This is a genomic window from Burkholderia sp. BCC1638 (genome assembly GCF_902833195.1).
GTDB lineage: Bacteria > Pseudomonadota > Gammaproteobacteria > Burkholderiales > Burkholderiaceae > Burkholderia > Burkholderia diffusa.
Map to the genome: position 1 here is coordinate 58,219 of NZ_CADFEC010000009.1, position 14,764 is coordinate 72,982.

The following is a 14,764-nucleotide window of genomic DNA, read 5'->3' on the forward strand; positions in this document are numbered from 1 at the left end:
GCAGATATGAACGACATGACCTCGAGTGAATTCGAAGCCCTCCTGACGGCGCAACGCAGTGCCATGAACCGCGACGCTTCGGCGCCGGCGTCCACCGAGACGCCGACGCTGACGAAAGCGGAACTGGCGGAGCTGCTGTTCGACAGCGTCGGGCTGAACAAGCGTGAAGCGAAGGACATGGTCGAGGCGTTTTTCGAAGTGATCCGCGACGCGCTCGAGAACGGTGAAAGCGTCAAGCTGTCGGGGTTCGGCAACTTCCAGTTGCGCGACAAGCCGCAGCGTCCGGGCCGCAATCCGAAGACGGGCGAGGCGATTCCGATCGCGGCTCGCCGGGTGGTAACCTTCCACGCGAGCCAGAAGCTGAAGGCGCTGGTCGAAAACGGCGCGGAGTAACGCCCGCGCGCTGACGTCTCCGCGCGGCCGCCGCGCACCCTTTACCGACGGTTAACCGACGATGACCACTACGGTTGAGAAAGTCGTCTTGCCTCCGATTCCCGCGAAGCGCTACTTCACGATCGGTGAAGTCAGTGAGCTGTGCGGGGTCAAGCCGCACGTACTGCGTTACTGGGAGCAGGAATTCACGCAGTTGCGACCGGTGAAGCGACGTGGCAATCGCCGGTACTACCAGCATCACGAAGTGCTGCTGATCCGGCGGATTCGCGAGTTGCTGTACGAACAGGGGTTCACGATCAACGGGGCGCGCAACCGGCTCGATTCACCGGCCGGCGAGCGTGCTGCAGGCGCCCCGGTCGAGCCCGACGTGCCGGCCGCCGATGCGCGTGCATCGGGCAAGCCGGGGGCAACCGTCGACGTGATCGCGCTGCGGCAGGCGCTCCTCGACGTGATCGACGGACTGAAGCACGACTGAGCGCGACGCTCGGATCGACACGAAGCCCGGTTGGCGAAGCGCCACCGGGCTTTTTTCATGCACGCGTGCCTGCCCGGATCAGCGCGATGCGAGCGGATTCGGCTTGCCCATGTCGACGACCAGCGTGCCGTCCGGCAGCATCCGCACCGAGCCTTGCGCGACCTGGCTGCGGTAGCTGTACAGGTCGAAGCGCATCGGGCCTGCCTCGGCCGAGTTCCGGATCAACGCGCGCACGTTCAGTTCCAGCACGTTGAACATCTTCATGTCGCCACCTTCCATCCACATGTAGCTCGGCGCGTCGATCTGCGGCCGCTTCGGCATGGGTGCGTCGGCAACGCGCCGGAACGTGAGGCGCAGTCCGTCGCGTTCGACCGTGGCCTGGCCGAGCTTGCCGTTCAGCACCGGCGGCGGAAAGACGGTGTACTGGTCGAGCACGAGCGTGTCGCCGCGCAGTTCCGCGCCGCGGCGCTGCAGCGGCGTCAACGACGCGAGCTCGATGCCGAGCGAGCGAAGCAGCTTCGCCTGCGGGATGCCGACCACCGATACCTGCGACGGCCGGAACGCCAGGTGCCGGTCGTCGAGCACCGAAAGCGAGCCCTTCATGTCGGTCGGCAGCCACACGCCGGGCACGTGATTCCAGAGCTTGATGCCGCCCTGGACGCGCAGGTCCTGATCGTCCGCGCTCAACTGCAGGTCGTTCAGCGAGCGCGGCGAGTAGTCGAGCAGGTAGTTGTTGAAGAGCGCCGACATCGCCTTCCACGATTCGACGACCGTGCCGCCGAGGATGCGGATGTCGTACTGATTGGGATCGTCGAGGTCGACCGGTTCGCCCGGCCGTTTCGCGACGAGCTGGACGTCGAGATCCTCGACGTGGAAGCCGATGTCGCCGGACAGGTTGAAGTCGACATTGTGCAGATGGATCGTCGGGTTGCGGTTCGACACGTGCCGTTCGTTGAACGGGATGGCCGACGAGCGCCGCATCGCAACTTTCTGCATGCCGGGCTGCGCCGTGCCGGCTGCGAGTGCAAACGCTTCCCAATGCTGGCGCGAGTCGTGCAACGCGGCCTGCTGCGCGGCGAGGAAGCTGTCGTTCAGGCGAGCGGCCGCGTTGCCGAGCGCGGCACCGCTCGCGGGGCCCGTGTACGACGGCATCCGGATCGCCATCGCGCCGCTTTCGTCGAAATTGAAATAGCCGGCCGATACCTGGTCGCGATAGTGATACAGGTCGAAGACGAAATGCTGGTCACGCTTGGTCGGATCGACGGGGCCGATCAGGATGTCGGCATTCATCGGCATCGAGCGCATGAACTTCACGTCGCCGCCGCGGATGTACATCGCCTGTTGCGGCGCGTTCGCGGGCAGCGCGAAGCCGGCGTGCGAGCCGTCGTCGAGCGTCAGGTCGAGGCCGGCTGGCGTCACGCGCAGCGCGGTGATCCTGATCTTCAGCCGCGGCGGCGGCATCAGCTTGTCGACCGACATCACGAGGTCGTCACCGGCGAGCCGCGCGATCGGCGTCTCGACCTTCAGCAAATCGGCCATCTTCACGTTGGCCGCGCGCATCACCGGCTGCGCGTTGATGCCCGACACAAGTACGCCGGTCGGGTGGAATACGAGCTGGCTGCCGTCGCGGATCGTGAGCGTGCCGGTCAGCGAGAACGGCACCCAGCCGTCGCGCTGCATCTCGCCCTGCAGATGGATCACGCCGTCGCCTGCCGACACGGCGAGCTTGCGTAGCGGCGCGTTGCGGTAACCGAAGATGTATGTGTTGAAGAGGGCGGTCAGCTTCGCGTTGTCGAGCGTGACCGTGCCTTCGTGCACGTCGATCTCGAAACTCGTCGGATCGTCGAACACGATCGGCGCGCCGGCCTGCGTCGGCACGAGTGTCGCGGACAGTTGATGGATGAAGAAGCCGAGGTTGTTGACGATGCGGAAATCGACGTCGCGCAGGAACGTCATCGCACCGTTCTGGCCCGAGTCGCGCAGCGTGAACGGGCGCGGCTGAGTGAGGCTGAGCGACGCGAGCGACGGCACCGTGCGCGCGATCTGCTGTTCGCGGGCGAGGCGTTCGGCCTTGGTGCGCTCAATCTTCGTCGATGCGACAGACGTGTTGCCGTCGCGCTGCGCGGCCGGTTCCGCGCAGCCGGCGCAGAGCAGCGCGAGCGCAAGCGCGCCAAGGCCGAACGCACGAGAGGTGCCCGGTGAAACCGACGCGGCCGCGCGTCGCGGGCTGGCCATCCAGTCGAGAAATGCCAAAGGCGTGCGATGGCCGCGCCGGACCGCATTCCGCATCGTCTGTCTCCATGTCTTGTCGTGATCGGCGAGGGCGCACGGCCGTTGCGCGGCGCGGACGTCGATGCCGTGCAGTGTGGCATAGCGCGCTAGAGCGGCGTAACCAAACAGCGGGCGTCCGGGCAGGACCGGTCGGCGCGCGACGGGACAATGGATTCGCGGCGGCGGGGCGGAAAGATCAAACGGTCGTTTGGTTTTTCGGTCGAGGCGGGCGGCGCGCGTTGCGCCGGATCGACAAACCCGGCGTCGGCGTTGGCTGGCGCGGAGTGACATGCCGGATGAAGGCGATGTCCGATCCGGGGTGCAGGCGGCGGGCGGGAGTGGCTGACGCGCCACCGCTTTCGCCGCCTGCACGACCGATCAGACCAGCATGCTCCGCCGGATTGCATTCTGCGTCGTCTGGTCCAGCTGCAGGCCGTTATCGATGTACGACGTCATCGAGCCGTACGATGCGACAACCTGGTCGAATGCCGCCTGCAGATAGGTCGCTTGCGCGCTCTGCAACGCGGCCATCATGTCGGCCGCATCCTGCCCGCCGCTTTTGCGCGCCTGTGCGACATAAGCGGCGATCTCCGACGCGCTGTAGACGTTGGTCAGCAGATAGTCGGCGAGGATCGTCTGCCGTGGGACATCGAGGATCGTGTGCAGAATGGCCGTCGCCCAGCCGGTGCGATCCTTGCCGGCCGTGCAGTGGAAGACCAGGTTGCCACCGGACGCGGCAAAGCCGGCGAATAGCGTGTGGTAACTCGTCCGTGCCGTTTCCGACGTCACGAACGCCCGATACATGCTTTGCATGAAGGCCGTGGCAGTCGCACCGTCGGTCGGGAGCGCACCAATACTGGCGACGCCGAGCACGTTGAGGTTCTGCCAGGTGGCGCCGGCCAGCGGCACATCCGGCTGCGCGTGGATCTCCGCGGTCGTGCGCAGGTCGCATACGTGCGTGATGCCGAGCGTATCGACCGTTGCGAGGTCGGCCGCCGACAGCGCGAGCGCGGACGACCGGTAGATCGCGCCTTTCTTCATCGCTGCACCACTCGCGGTGGCATAGCCCGTTCCGTCCGGTCCCCCGGTGTCACGAAAGTTCGCTGCCGAACCGAGCCTGGGCGTCGTGACGGGGGCGACCGCGATCGAATCGCCGCCGCACGCGGACAGAAGAGGCGTGCCTCCCAGCATGATGCCGATCGTGCCGGCACCCAGCCGGAGAAAGTGTCGACGGGAAATGTCGCTTTTCTGAGTCATTCACTGGCCTTTGTCTGAGACGGTGACGGGATGTCGCAACCGCCGTTGCGATCGAAACCGCCGCCGGCGTGCCGCGCAGCGCGGCGAAGCGGAGATGTGCCATATCGATCGGCATGCAGTCGGACGATGTGCCGTGCGCGTTGATCTCGCACCGGGCAAGCGCACGGTAGCGATCCGCGACGAATCGGCCATCGTCCTTTTCGATTAAGGCGCGACACAGGTTGCCCGTGCGAATCGCGCAACTTGCCGTACGTGCGACGGCGGCGGCGCGGTAAGATCGGCGTCAGTGGCTGGATGGATCAAAGCATGGTGGCCGACACGGGGGAGGCGTCATGGATCTGAAGGAGCTCGACGTATTGGGAGCGGATGTAGGCGATCACTGGTACTACGCGTCGAAGGCGAGCGCGATCCGTCGGTTTCTGGGCACGTCGGACGCGAACCGCATACTCGACGTCGGTGCTGGCTCGGGTTTCTTTTCGAAGCATTTGCTCGAGCGCACGCAGGCGACGGAAGCATGGTGTGTCGATACGAGCTACGCCGACGACACCGACGGGGAGGCGGCCGGCAAGCCCGTCCATTTTCGCCGGGCCGTCGATCGGTTCGATGCCGATCTCGTGTTGCTGATGGATGTCCTCGAGCACGTCGACGACGATGTCGGCTTGCTTGCCCGCTACGTGGCGGGTGCGCCGAAGGGCAGCCGGTTCCTGATCACGGTCCCCGCGTTTCAGTTCCTCTGGAGCGCGCATGACGATTTTCTCGAGCACAAGCGCAGGTATACGCTCGATGGTCTCGAGGATGTCGCGCGTCGTGCGGGGCTGGAGGTCGAGCGCGGCGCCTACTACTTCGGCCTCACGTTCCCGCTCGCGGCGGCATTGCGACTGAGCGAGCGGGTGCGTCGGCAACCGCGCGAACCGGCGTCGCAGTTGCGCCGGCACCGTCCGGTCGTCAACGGTTTGCTCAAGCTGATCTGCCGCGCCGAGTTGCCGATGTTCCGGTTCAACCGGATGGCGGGCCTCACGGTCATCTGTGTCGCACGCCGGCCGTGAGCATGGGGCGGATCGCATGGCCGGACCGTGGCATGGCGGGATGCGCGTTGCCGCCCGTGTCGAAGCCGGCTTGCCCCGTTGGATCATGTCGCAAAAAATTTCGCAGGAACATGCACAAAATGCATGCGACCCGTTCTAAAGCGGCCAACTGTCTGTTATAATTTTTTTCTTTCGGGGCGTAGCGCAGCCTGGTAGCGTACCTGCATGGGGTGCAGGTGGTCGGAGGTTCAAATCCTCTCGCCCCGACCAGACAAAGAACCCGCGTCAGTTCAGGCTGACGCGGGTTTTTTCTTGCCGGTCGCTTTTTTGCACATCCCGGCGCGGCCCCGGTAAAATGCAAGGTTGATCCACGGAAAGCGCCGTGATTTAGCGGAAGAGGATTCCCCGAACATGACTGATCTTCGTCTTACCATGCGGTTCGCTGCAGTGCTCGCCACCGGCGCGCTCGTTGCCGGTTGCGGTACGTCGTCGCCCACGAAAGTGGACTACAAGAGCGATTCCAAATCGAAGGAAGCGTCGCTCGCAGTGCCGCCCAACATGCTCGACGAGACGGCCGATCAGCGTTCGCTGCCGCCACAGGGCGGAGCGACTTCCCTGTCCGCACTTCAGCAGGTCCAGCACGCGGCGCCCACGACGGACACCGTCGCGCCCGCCGTGGCCGGCATGCATATTCAGCGCGACGGCACCGAGAGCTGGCTCGTGATCGACGGCAAGAAGCCCGCCGACATCTGGCCGCAAGTTCGCCGTTTCTGGCAGGAGCAGGGCTTCCTGCTCGTCGTCGACCAGCGCGATAAAGGCGTGATGGAAACCGACTGGAACGAAACCCATCCGCAGATCAACGACGGCCTGATCCGCAGCGTGATCTCCAAGGCGATGGGCAATTCGTACGTGACGGCTGAGCGCAACAAGTACCGCACCCGCCTCGATTCGGCGCCGAACGGCGGCACCTACGTGTTCATTAGCCAGAAGGGCATGCGCGAGGCGATCACCGGCGCGAACAACGATTCGAGCAAGTGGGAAGCGAAACCCAACGATCCAGCGCTCGAGACCGAATACCTGAAGCGGCTGATGGCGGTGCTCGCACAGAACGAGCAGCGCGCGAAGAACGGTGAGCCGCCGATCGCGAACATCAACGACAACACGGTGCCGAAGGACAAGAAGGCGGATACCGACGCATCGAAGGCCGCCGCCGCGGCGATCGCTGCGCAGAACGTCGCGCGTACGTCGTCGCAAGCGAACGACGTCGATTCGGCCGCGGTGCCGTCCGAAGTCACGCTCGGCGAACCGTATGACCGGTCGTGGCTGCATGTCGGCCTCGCACTCGATCGCGCGAACTTCACGGTCGACGATCGCGATCGCACGAAGGGGCTGTATTTCGTGCGTTATGTCGATCCGAAGGATCTGAGCTCGGCCGAGCAGGGCTTCTGGAGCCAACTGTTCCACGGCAAGAAGGAAAAACAGGCGAAGCAGTATCGCGTCAACGTGAAGGCGCTGACGCCCGACCAGACGCGTGTGGCAATCGTCGACGACTCGGGTGCGATCGATACGTCGGGCCCGGCCCGGCAGATCATGGGGCTGCTCGTGAATCAGCTGCGCTGATCGCGGTTCCCCCCGCTCTTCGAAAAAGCCCGCCTTCCGGCGGGCTTTTTTCATGGTCGCGCGCGTCTGCCGATTCTGGCATGTGCGGGACGTTCGCCCCCCTCCGTCGTGACGTTACGTAACATTCGCGCGTTACGGCGGAAGAACGGGTGTTACATCACCGTGGCCTCGGAAAATATCCTTATGGATCAATGGCATATTTTCGAAAGTGCGCCTGGCACGCAAACTGCTTTATAAGTGCGAATCGTTAGGACAGGGAGGATGGCGTCAGAGACCGGGCAGGCGTCGCGAGCGCCCGATCAACGGTTTCGACGCCTCAGACGCCGGCGCTGCGAGCGTTGGCGTAACCGATGACGATCCGCGCCTCGCGCGGATCTCGATGGCCCCGTCGCCTATCCTCGTAGGGCGACGGTTTCGCCCGCGCTTCTTCTGAAGCGCGGGCAATTTTTTTGGTGGGGCCGCAATGCGACACATGGTGATCCGGCGCGTGCTGGATTCGCTGATTCGCAATCTTTTCTGAATTGGGGGCTGGCGCGATTCGCCGAGCGCCGGGACGGCCAGGTGGCTTTGGCTGTGCATGCGCGTGCCGCCGCGCACTGAGTTGATCGGTCCGGGATCCGCGTGCTGTCGAAGCCCGCGTGAGCAGGGTGGTGCGGCCGGACACGTTGCCGGCCGCTGCGGCGCGTCAGTGCGACGCGCTGGGTACGTCGAGAATCAGGATGATCGTCCAGTCGGCGTCGCCGTCGTGGTGATACTGACGTTCGGCGACGATAAACGGTTGCTGCTTGCCTTGCGGACCGAGGAAAATCACATCGCCCTCCATCGGCAGGCACTCGATCGGCGGCAGCGCGAGGAAGGCGTCGTCCGAGCCGCGCGGCATCAGTTGCTTGATCTTGCGAGTGGCTGCGTCGGTCCACTCGATGTCGAGTTGAATGTTGCTCATGCTGTCCTCCGCACCGGGGTGCGCACGGGTGGAAAATTTCGGTGCGCGACTTTAGCACAGCGCGCAGGCGCCGCAACCAAAAAAGCCGAACCCGGTTGCCCGGATTCGGCTTTTCGCTTGTGCGGTGCCGCCGAACTTACTGGCTGGCAGCGTCTGCCGGAGCGGCCTTGGCGGCCTTCTTGCCAGCCTTCTTCGCTGCCTTGTGGTGAGCAGCCTTCTTGCCGTGGTGCTCTTCCTGCATCGCCGGCTGTGCAGCCTCGGCTGCTTGCTGCTGTTGCAGTGCCTGTGCGCGCTGCTCGATCTCGGCGATCTTGGCCGGGTCGGTGATGGTCTGGATTTGCGTGCTCTCTTGCGCATACGCTGCGCCAGTCAGCGCCGACATCGCGACCAGAATAGCCAGGGACGTCTTCTTCATTGCTTTACCTCCGCTAAGTGGTGATGAACCCGAATGTTGCCGTTTTGTCTGGCGACTGCAATCGAGTGCGTGTCGAGTGTAACAAAAGTGACGGATCAATGTGCACCGGATCGGTGTGCAGCGCAAGGCCCCGTTGAAGTCGCGCAACACTTCCTGCATTCCGTCATGCGCATGCCATCCCGCGCGGCGCAGTCGTTTTCGCCTTCGCTGCACGCGTCGCCATCAAAACCAGCCGAGCCATCGGTAGACGTGGAACTGCGCGATGCCGATCAGTTCGTGCAATGCCTGATTCGCATCTTCCAGGTTGTGCCAGCGGGGCAGCCAGCCCGTTTGCGCGCGCCGGCGATTGGAATAAACGGGCTGCGGATCGATGCCGAAGCGGCGGAAATCGAGCAATGCGCGACGCATCTGGTAGGACGATGCGACGAGAATGCGCGAGTCGTCATGTTGTGAGCGTAGTATAGAAGCGGTGAATTTCGCATTTTCGTAGGTGGTACGGCTGTCCGGCTCGAGAACGAGGTCGCCGGGAGCGACGCCTTCCGCGATCAGGCGGCGCCCGTAGACCGCCGCCTCGGTTTCGCCGTGATGTTGAGGGTCGCCGCCCGACATCACCACGGTGCAGCGGGTGGCCTGCTCGCGGCACGTGCGATAGAGCGCCGCGGTCGTACGGATGCGTGCTTCCCCGTCGGGCGGCGGCCGCAGGCCGGTGTCGCTGCGCCGTGTGCCGATGCCGATGATGATCAGTGTGGTGCGGCCGTGCATGTCGGGGCGCTCGACCGGCGTCACGCCCGCCTCGGTCCATGCGATGAGTGGCGCGGTGAGCCAGCCTGTCGCGAGCAGCCAGAGCAGCGCGACGCTCGCGATCGCGATGAGTCTCCGCCGCTTGCGGAAGAGCATGAAACCGATGAAGAGAAGTACAAATGAATCGAACAGAATCAATTTGATTGGGGTATGGTGTCTTTTTATGGACGGCTGACGATCCGGCCCTGACGCGACGCCGAACGTCGGCCCCCAGAATCGGTGGCGGTATCGGCGGGCGGAGCTCCCGCCCGGCGCGCCGCTTCGCATTGTCGCTGCACTTTAAGAAAGAATCGAGATGGCCACGTATTCCAACGAAGCGGTGCTCGACGCATTGAGACGAGTGCAGTACCGCCAGGTACCGTGGGCGCGCCGCCCGGGCGTGTTCGAGTATCTTCGGTCGCTGGGGCTGATGGACACGGTCAGGCAGAAGACGGTTGCCCCCGCGCCGGGTTTCCATGCGCCGGTCGACATCGCGGTGCTGACCGATAGTGGTCGGGCCGAATGCGCGCGCCTCGAGCGCGACGAGAAATTACTCTCCTGGACCGATCGCCGTATGGACGACTACGCGTTAAGCGAAGCGAGCGCCGTGGCGATTCTCGAAAGCCGCCTGTAGCGGCGCACTCCTGACCTCGCGCCGTCGCCGGCGGCATTCAAAAAAAAGCCCGTATCGCGAGGATACGGGCGTACCGGATACTTTTGCTGTTGCCACGCTGTGCTCATGGCAACGGATGTGACTCGTCGTATGTCGAGCAGTTCCCGGATTCGGGAATTTTCTTTGACGAAATCCTGTGGACTACGGATGACGCGGCAGATCTGTCGGCTGCGAGCCGATGCGCGCGCGTGCGTTGCTGGCGATGTCGCCGCGCAAATCGCCGCGCGGCACGGTTTGTCGATTGAGCGACGTGGCGGGCGGTTGCTGGCGAAGGGTGTTTCGGTGATCCTGCTGGCGGTGAGGCGGCTTCGCGCGATCGTCGGCGTGAGCGGGGGCGGTCAACGCCAGCGAAATGACAATGCCGCATGCGACGAGCAGTGACATTGTTTTCATGGCGGGGCTCCCTTCAAGCCATCGGCGTGGCTTGTTGATATGACGCTAAGGTAAGCGCGGGAGTGCAGGCTTGCTGTAAATAATAGTAAATAGTTGTATCGCGGCACGACAGCGGTAATCGACGACGACGCGGGCGCCGCGCAAAGCGCGTGGCGCCGAAAGAAACCGGGCGGCCTAAGCCGCCCGATCGAGCATGCGTTACGCCATCTTCACGGGGGCGCGCCAGGATTCCGGATTGGTCCAGAAGGCGCCGCGCAACCGGTCGCGGCTCGGCGGTGCAGGCGGCTTCGCCGCGCTTGCCCCGATGCGCCCGCGCAGCGAGATCTGGCGGCCGCTTGTGCCGAGGCGCTTGACGATTTCGGCGAGCGTCCCGTCTGCCTGCCATTCGTCGAAGCGACGGCGGCAGGTCGGCGGCGACGGATAGCGACCCGGCAGCTTCGACCAGCCTTCACCGGTCGACAGTACCCACAGCACGGCGTTTACCACCGAGCGGGCCTCCACGCGGGGGCGGCCGCGCCGTTCACTGCGTGCGGGTTCCGAGCAAAACAGACCTTCGACCAGCGCCCACTCGTTATCTCTCAAATCGTCGAACAGCATCATGTCCTCACCTCAGCGAAGCTAACTCCGGTGCGCTGCCCTGCGCCGCGCACTCTTCAAGCACTCGAGCGTCGAGTGCCGGGTGGGGGCGTCCGGTTGACCGGCAGCGGCGTTTCTGCCTTCCGTCCGACTCGACCTGCGCCCTGTGCGTCAGGTAAAGCACGATGCGTGCCACGTCGGAGGCGATTCCCTTGAGAGCCGCTTGGCAGCGGGCTAACGGCTAAGTCAGCTAGGGGCGTATAAGACGCCAAAATAACCCGTCAGCAAATCAGGACAATCACCAATCTTGTGCAATTCGCCCGCGCCACGTGCGTTTCCGTGGATATTGCACCGCAGCGAAACATGTGCGGCCGGTGCGGCATTCGTCAATCGACGCTGATTTCGTGCATTAAAATCGTGCATCGATATCGACGATTGATGAGGTGAGGGGATGAACGTTACGCTGCGCCAGCTTCGCGTATTCATCGAGGTTGCGCGGCTCCGGAGCTTCAGTCGCGCGGGTGACGAGATCGGACTCACGCAGTCTGCGGTCAGCCGTTGCGTGCGCGAACTCGAGGCCGAGCTCGGACTGAAGCTGATCGACCGGACGACCCGCGACGTGCAGTTGACCGACGTCGGGGGGAACCTGATCGCGAGTGTGTCCCGCCTGATCGACGATCTCGACGACACGCTGCGCGAAATTCGCGAGATCGGCGAGCAGCGGCGCGGGCGCGTGATCGTCGCGGCGAGCCCGACGATTGCGTGCCGGCTGATGCCGCGCGTCGTCGCGGCCTGCGAGCGCCAGTTTCCGTTCGTCACGCTCGGCCTGCGCGACGACGTGCAGAGCGACGTGCTGCGAAAGGTGAAGTCGAGCGAGGTCGATTTCGGCGTCGTCATCGGGCCGCTCACCGTTGCCGATCTCGTGTGCGAACCGTTGATGACCGACTCGTTCTGCCTGGTCGCGCGCGCCGATCACCCGCTCGCGGCGCGGGCCGAGGTGCCCTGGACGGCGCTCGATGGCGAGCGCCTCGTCCTGCTCGACCATGCGTCCGGAAGCCGGCCATTGATCGACGCCGCGCTGGCAGCCCATCGGGTGAACGCGACGGTCATGCAGGAGCTCGGGCATTCGGCGACGGTATTCGGGCTCGTCGAGGCCGGCGTCGGCGTGAGCGTGCAGCCGTGGCTGTCGCTGCCGCTGCCGGCGGGATCGTCGCTGGTCGCGCGGCCGCTGACGCCGCGTACCGAGCGCACCGTCGAGCTGGTGCGCCGCCGCGACCGGTCGCTGTCGCCGGCCGCGCAGGCGATCTGGGAACTCGTGCGCCAGATGCCGGCGCGGGCGGAAGACCTCGATTGAGGGTGCCGATGCGGCGCGCACGCCGGTACACTACGCGGATCGTGTTCCTCGGTGGCGGTTCTCGATGACGTATTCCGCAGATGTCGGCCCGGCGACGGGCGAGCCGACGGCACGCAGCGCGGTCCGCGCGTTGCGTCCGTCGCTGATCAGGGAAGTCGCGAACGCCGGCTTCGGTGTGCCCGACGTACTGCCATTCTGGTTCGGCGAATCCGATCGCGTGACGCCGGCATTCATTCGCGACGCGGCTGCCGCGGCGCTGCGCGACGGCGCAACCTTCTACACGCACAACCTCGGCACGGTATCGTTGCGCAACGCAATTGCGGCCTATGTGAGCGCGCGTCACGGCGCGACCGGGGCCGATGCGATCGCCGTGACGAGTTCGGGCGTGAGCGCGCTGATGCTGGCCGCGCAGCTGCTGGTCGGTCCGGGCGATCGCGTCGTCGCGGTCACGCCGCTCTAGCCGAACCTCGTTGAAATCCCGAAGATTCTCGGTGCACAGGTCGAGCGCATGCCGCTCCGCCATGGCGATGAGGGCTGGGGGCTCGACATCGACCAGCTGCTCGCGGCGCTGACGCCCGGCACGCGAATGCTGTTCGTGAACTCGCCGAACAATCCGACCGGCTGGACGATGTCCCGCGACGACCAGCGGGCCGTGCTCGCGCATTGCCGGCGTCACGGCATCTGGGTGGTCTCCGACGAGGTGTACGAACGGCTCGCGTTCGGCGCGGACGGCGCGCCGTCGTTTCTCGACATTGCGTCGCGCGACGAGCGGGTCATCGTCGTGAATTCGTTCTCGAAGGCCTGGGCGATGACGGGCTGGCGGCTCGGATGGCTGGTCGCGCCGGCGTCGATCATGGGCGATTTGTCGAAGCTGGTCGAATACAACACGTCGTGTGCGCCGGGTTTCATCCAGGCCGCGGGGGAAGTCGCGCTGCGCGACGGCGAATCGTTCGTGCAGTCGTTCGTTGCGGCGCTGCGTGGCGCGCGCGACCACCTGGTCGCCGCGCTGCGCACGTTGCCGGGCGTCGATGTGCCGCCTCCGCCGGGCGCGATGTACCTGTTCCTGCGCCTGCCGGGCGCTGACGACAGTCTCGCATTCTGCAAGTCGCTGGTGCGCGAGGCCGGGCTTGGGCTGGCGCCGGGGCGCGCGTTCGGCCCGGAGGGGGAAGGGTTCGTGCGCTGGTGCTACGCGTGCGATCCGGTGCGGCTCGACGCAGGCGTCGAGCGCTTGCGGGCGTTCCTCGCGCGCGGCGCGGGCCTGCGTTGAAGCGGGGGCGGAGCTGCTGCGGCGTGCGGGCGACGGGCCGTTCGGCTCATCTTTACGCACCGGGCAATTTTGCGTAAGATGGCGCTCAGTCACGCGGTTCCGTCGTTGAGCCGTGCTGTTCCGTCCGGTTTGGGCCTGGCTTGAAGTTGGTTCGCCGCCCCCGGTTCGTGCTCCCATCAATATGACCGATCAGAATCGGGCGAGCGCGTCTTCCGTTCCTTTCGTCTGTTTGTTGATCCGGTTCGTTTGACCACAGGGTCTGGCCTAGCTGCATGAATACCCAAGAGGCGAAGATCGTCCTCGAGACTGCCTTGATCTGCGCGCAAGAACCGCTGAAACTCGGCGATTTGCGCAAGCTCTTTGCCGACGGCGTGTCGGCTGACACGGTCCGCACGTTGCTCGAAGATCTGAAACAGGATTGGTCCGGCCGCGGTGTCGAACTGGTGGCGCTGGCAACCGGATGGCGCTTTCAGAGCAAGCCGGCGATGCGCCATTATCTGGACCGGCTGCATCCCGAGAAGCCGCCGAAATATTCGCGCGCGGTGCTCGAAACGCTCGCGATCATCGCGTATCGGCAACCCGTCACGCGCGGCGACATCGAAGAGATTCGCGGCGTCACGGTCAATACGCAGGTGGTCAAGCAGCTCGAGGACCGCGGCTGGATCGAGGTGATCGGGCATCGCGACGTGCCGGGGCGTCCGGCGCTGTACGCGACGACCAAGCAGTTCCTCGACGATCTCGGCCTGAAGGCGCTCGACGACCTGCCGGCGCTCGAGGAGCCGGCCGCGAACATCGAGGCCGCGCTGCTCGCGCAGCAGGCGATGGACTTCGATGGCGACGCGCCGGTAGCGGACGCGGTGCCGGAAGCCGGCGAAGCGGCGGCCGACGTGTCGCACATGCAGCCGGATGAATTGCCAGGCGACGCCGCAGCGGAAGGTGCGGCGTCGCAGGAAATGCCGAACCGCGATACGCTGGAAGCTGATCGCGTTCAGATGGAACAGGGCGGCGCCGAAGTAGCGCCGGCCGGCGAGCAGCCCGAGCCGCTGCGCGCGGAAGGGAACGAGGAAGATCGCAAGCCGGCCGCCGACGCGGTTGCCGGAGACGGAGCGGAAGCGGCCGGCGACATGCCGGGCGAGCCTGGCCACGCTGACGCCTCACGCTCCCGTCCCGCGGACGGCGAACTGCTGGACGATACGTCCGACAGCCTCGCCGATGCCGTACGCAGTGCCAGCGCGCCCATCGGCGCCGACGCACTGCCGGACGACGAAGCAGAACCCGAACAGCGCCGCGCCTGATCGCGGCCGACTTCTTGCCGCGCCCGA

The 14,764-nt window shown here is 65.3% G+C and carries 13 protein-coding genes, 1 tRNA gene and 2 pseudogenes; 9 read left to right on the top strand and 7 right to left on the bottom strand.

Translation table 11 applies throughout. The features are described 5' to 3' along the window. Positions 1 to 6: 6 nt before the first annotated feature. Together HWX22_RS13125 and HWX22_RS13130 are read left to right on the top strand one after the other, a co-directional pair. The gene (locus HWX22_RS13125; protein WP_006486093.1) at positions 7 to 393 is read left to right on the top strand and encodes an integration host factor subunit alpha; all 387 of its coding nucleotides are present in this window, start codon (positions 7 to 9) and stop codon (positions 391 to 393) included. Positions 394 to 454: 61 nt separating this feature from the next. Next, positions 455 to 868, top strand: a complete 414-nt coding sequence (locus HWX22_RS13130; RefSeq protein ID WP_175915780.1) for a MerR family transcriptional regulator — start codon at positions 455 to 457, stop codon at positions 866 to 868. A gap of 78 nt (positions 869 to 946) precedes the next feature. On the opposite strand, the gene HWX22_RS13135 is transcribed toward HWX22_RS13130, so the two are convergent. Next, a complete protein-coding gene (locus HWX22_RS13135; RefSeq protein ID WP_175915781.1) occupies positions 947 to 3,157 on the bottom strand; it encodes a hypothetical protein in 2,211 nt (736 codons plus the stop codon). A 360-nt stretch (positions 3,158 to 3,517) separates the two neighbouring features. After that, positions 3,518 to 4,330, bottom strand: coding sequence for a tyrosine-protein phosphatase (locus HWX22_RS13140; RefSeq protein WP_244135224.1), 813 nt, complete (start codon positions 4,328 to 4,330; stop codon positions 3,518 to 3,520). Between the two features lie 398 nt (positions 4,331 to 4,728). On the opposite strand from HWX22_RS13140, the gene HWX22_RS13145 reads away from it, so the two are divergent. The 3 genes from HWX22_RS13145 to bamC all read left to right on the top strand — a co-directional run bounded on the left by HWX22_RS13145 (position 4,729) and on the right by bamC (position 7,041). Beyond that, entirely contained in the window at positions 4,729 to 5,442 is a 714-nt protein-coding gene (locus HWX22_RS13145; protein ID WP_059818059.1) for a methyltransferase domain-containing protein, read from the top strand. Positions 5,443 to 5,614: 172 nt separating this feature from the next. Continuing rightward, positions 5,615 to 5,691, top strand: a tRNA-Pro gene (locus HWX22_RS13150). Positions 5,692 to 5,832: 141 nt separating this feature from the next. Then, positions 5,833 to 7,041 carry an outer membrane protein assembly factor BamC gene (bamC, locus tag HWX22_RS13155; protein ID WP_059691819.1) on the top strand — a complete coding sequence of 403 codons (1,209 nt, stop codon included), beginning with the start codon at positions 5,833 to 5,835 and terminating at the stop codon, positions 7,039 to 7,041. Between the two features lie 685 nt (positions 7,042 to 7,726). On the opposite strand, the gene HWX22_RS13160 is transcribed toward bamC, so the two are convergent. The 3 genes from HWX22_RS13160 to HWX22_RS13170 all read right to left on the bottom strand — a co-directional run bounded on the left by HWX22_RS13160 (position 7,727) and on the right by HWX22_RS13170 (position 9,338). Beyond that, entirely contained in the window at positions 7,727 to 7,984 is a 258-nt protein-coding gene (locus tag HWX22_RS13160) for a hypothetical protein (RefSeq protein WP_059533081.1), read from the bottom strand. A gap of 136 nt (positions 7,985 to 8,120) precedes the next feature. After that, on the bottom strand, positions 8,121 to 8,399 hold the full coding sequence (locus HWX22_RS13165; RefSeq protein ID WP_059701473.1) for a hypothetical protein: 279 nt from the start codon (positions 8,397 to 8,399) through the stop codon (positions 8,121 to 8,123). A gap of 222 nt (positions 8,400 to 8,621) precedes the next feature. Next, positions 8,622 to 9,338, bottom strand: a complete 717-nt coding sequence (locus tag HWX22_RS13170; protein WP_059533077.1) for a YdcF family protein — start codon at positions 9,336 to 9,338, stop codon at positions 8,622 to 8,624. Between the two features lie 157 nt (positions 9,339 to 9,495). Between HWX22_RS13170 and HWX22_RS13175 the strand changes: the two genes are divergently transcribed. Continuing rightward, entirely contained in the window at positions 9,496 to 9,813 is a 318-nt protein-coding gene (locus HWX22_RS13175; RefSeq protein WP_059510817.1) for a hypothetical protein, read from the top strand. 180 nt (positions 9,814 to 9,993) lie between these two features. Here HWX22_RS13175 and HWX22_RS31980 read toward each other — a convergent pair whose 3' ends face one another. Beyond that, positions 9,994 to 10,245 (bottom strand): hypothetical protein, encoded by a 252-nt coding sequence (locus HWX22_RS31980; RefSeq protein ID WP_059533075.1) that lies wholly within the window; start codon positions 10,243 to 10,245, stop codon positions 9,994 to 9,996. A 210-nt stretch (positions 10,246 to 10,455) separates the two neighbouring features. Next, a pseudogene (locus tag HWX22_RS13185) lies at positions 10,456 to 10,842 on the bottom strand (transposase); the annotation flags it as partial. A 430-nt stretch (positions 10,843 to 11,272) separates the two neighbouring features. Here HWX22_RS13185 and HWX22_RS13190 point away from each other — a divergent pair. The 3 genes and pseudogenes from HWX22_RS13190 to scpB all read left to right on the top strand — a co-directional run bounded on the left by HWX22_RS13190 (position 11,273) and on the right by scpB (position 14,737). Continuing rightward, entirely contained in the window at positions 11,273 to 12,175 is a 903-nt protein-coding gene (locus HWX22_RS13190; RefSeq protein ID WP_059691817.1) for a LysR family transcriptional regulator, read from the top strand. Between the two features lie 64 nt (positions 12,176 to 12,239). Beyond that, positions 12,240 to 13,442, top strand: a pseudogene (locus tag HWX22_RS13195) (pyridoxal phosphate-dependent aminotransferase). Between the two features lie 272 nt (positions 13,443 to 13,714). Beyond that, positions 13,715 to 14,737 carry an SMC-Scp complex subunit ScpB gene (scpB, locus tag HWX22_RS13200; protein ID WP_059701467.1) on the top strand — a complete coding sequence of 341 codons (1,023 nt, stop codon included), beginning with the start codon at positions 13,715 to 13,717 and terminating at the stop codon, positions 14,735 to 14,737. Positions 14,738 to 14,764: the final 27 nt, after the last annotated feature.

Coding starts and splice junctions, on each gene's coding strand:
- HWX22_RS13125 (WP_006486093.1), top strand. CDS start 7: ATGAACGACATGACCTCGAGTGAATTCGAAGCCCTCCTGACGGCGCAA.
- HWX22_RS13130 (WP_175915780.1), top strand. CDS start 455: ATGACCACTACGGTTGAGAAAGTCGTCTTGCCTCCGATTCCCGCGAAG.
- HWX22_RS13135 (WP_175915781.1), bottom strand. CDS start 3,157: ATGCGGAATGCGGTCCGGCGCGGCCATCGCACGCCTTTGGCATTTCTC.
- HWX22_RS13140 (WP_244135224.1), bottom strand. CDS start 4,330: ATGCTGGGAGGCACGCCTCTTCTGTCCGCGTGCGGCGGCGATTCGATC.
- HWX22_RS13145 (WP_059818059.1), top strand. CDS start 4,729: ATGGATCTGAAGGAGCTCGACGTATTGGGAGCGGATGTAGGCGATCAC.
- bamC (WP_059691819.1), top strand. CDS start 5,833: ATGACTGATCTTCGTCTTACCATGCGGTTCGCTGCAGTGCTCGCCACC.
- HWX22_RS13160 (WP_059533081.1), bottom strand. CDS start 7,984: ATGAGCAACATTCAACTCGACATCGAGTGGACCGACGCAGCCACTCGC.
- HWX22_RS13165 (WP_059701473.1), bottom strand. CDS start 8,399: ATGAAGAAGACGTCCCTGGCTATTCTGGTCGCGATGTCGGCGCTGACT.
- HWX22_RS13175 (WP_059510817.1), top strand. CDS start 9,496: ATGGCCACGTATTCCAACGAAGCGGTGCTCGACGCATTGAGACGAGTG.
- HWX22_RS31980 (WP_059533075.1), bottom strand. CDS start 10,245: ATGAAAACAATGTCACTGCTCGTCGCATGCGGCATTGTCATTTCGCTG.
- HWX22_RS13190 (WP_059691817.1), top strand. CDS start 11,273: ATGAACGTTACGCTGCGCCAGCTTCGCGTATTCATCGAGGTTGCGCGG.
- scpB (WP_059701467.1), top strand. CDS start 13,715: ATGAATACCCAAGAGGCGAAGATCGTCCTCGAGACTGCCTTGATCTGC.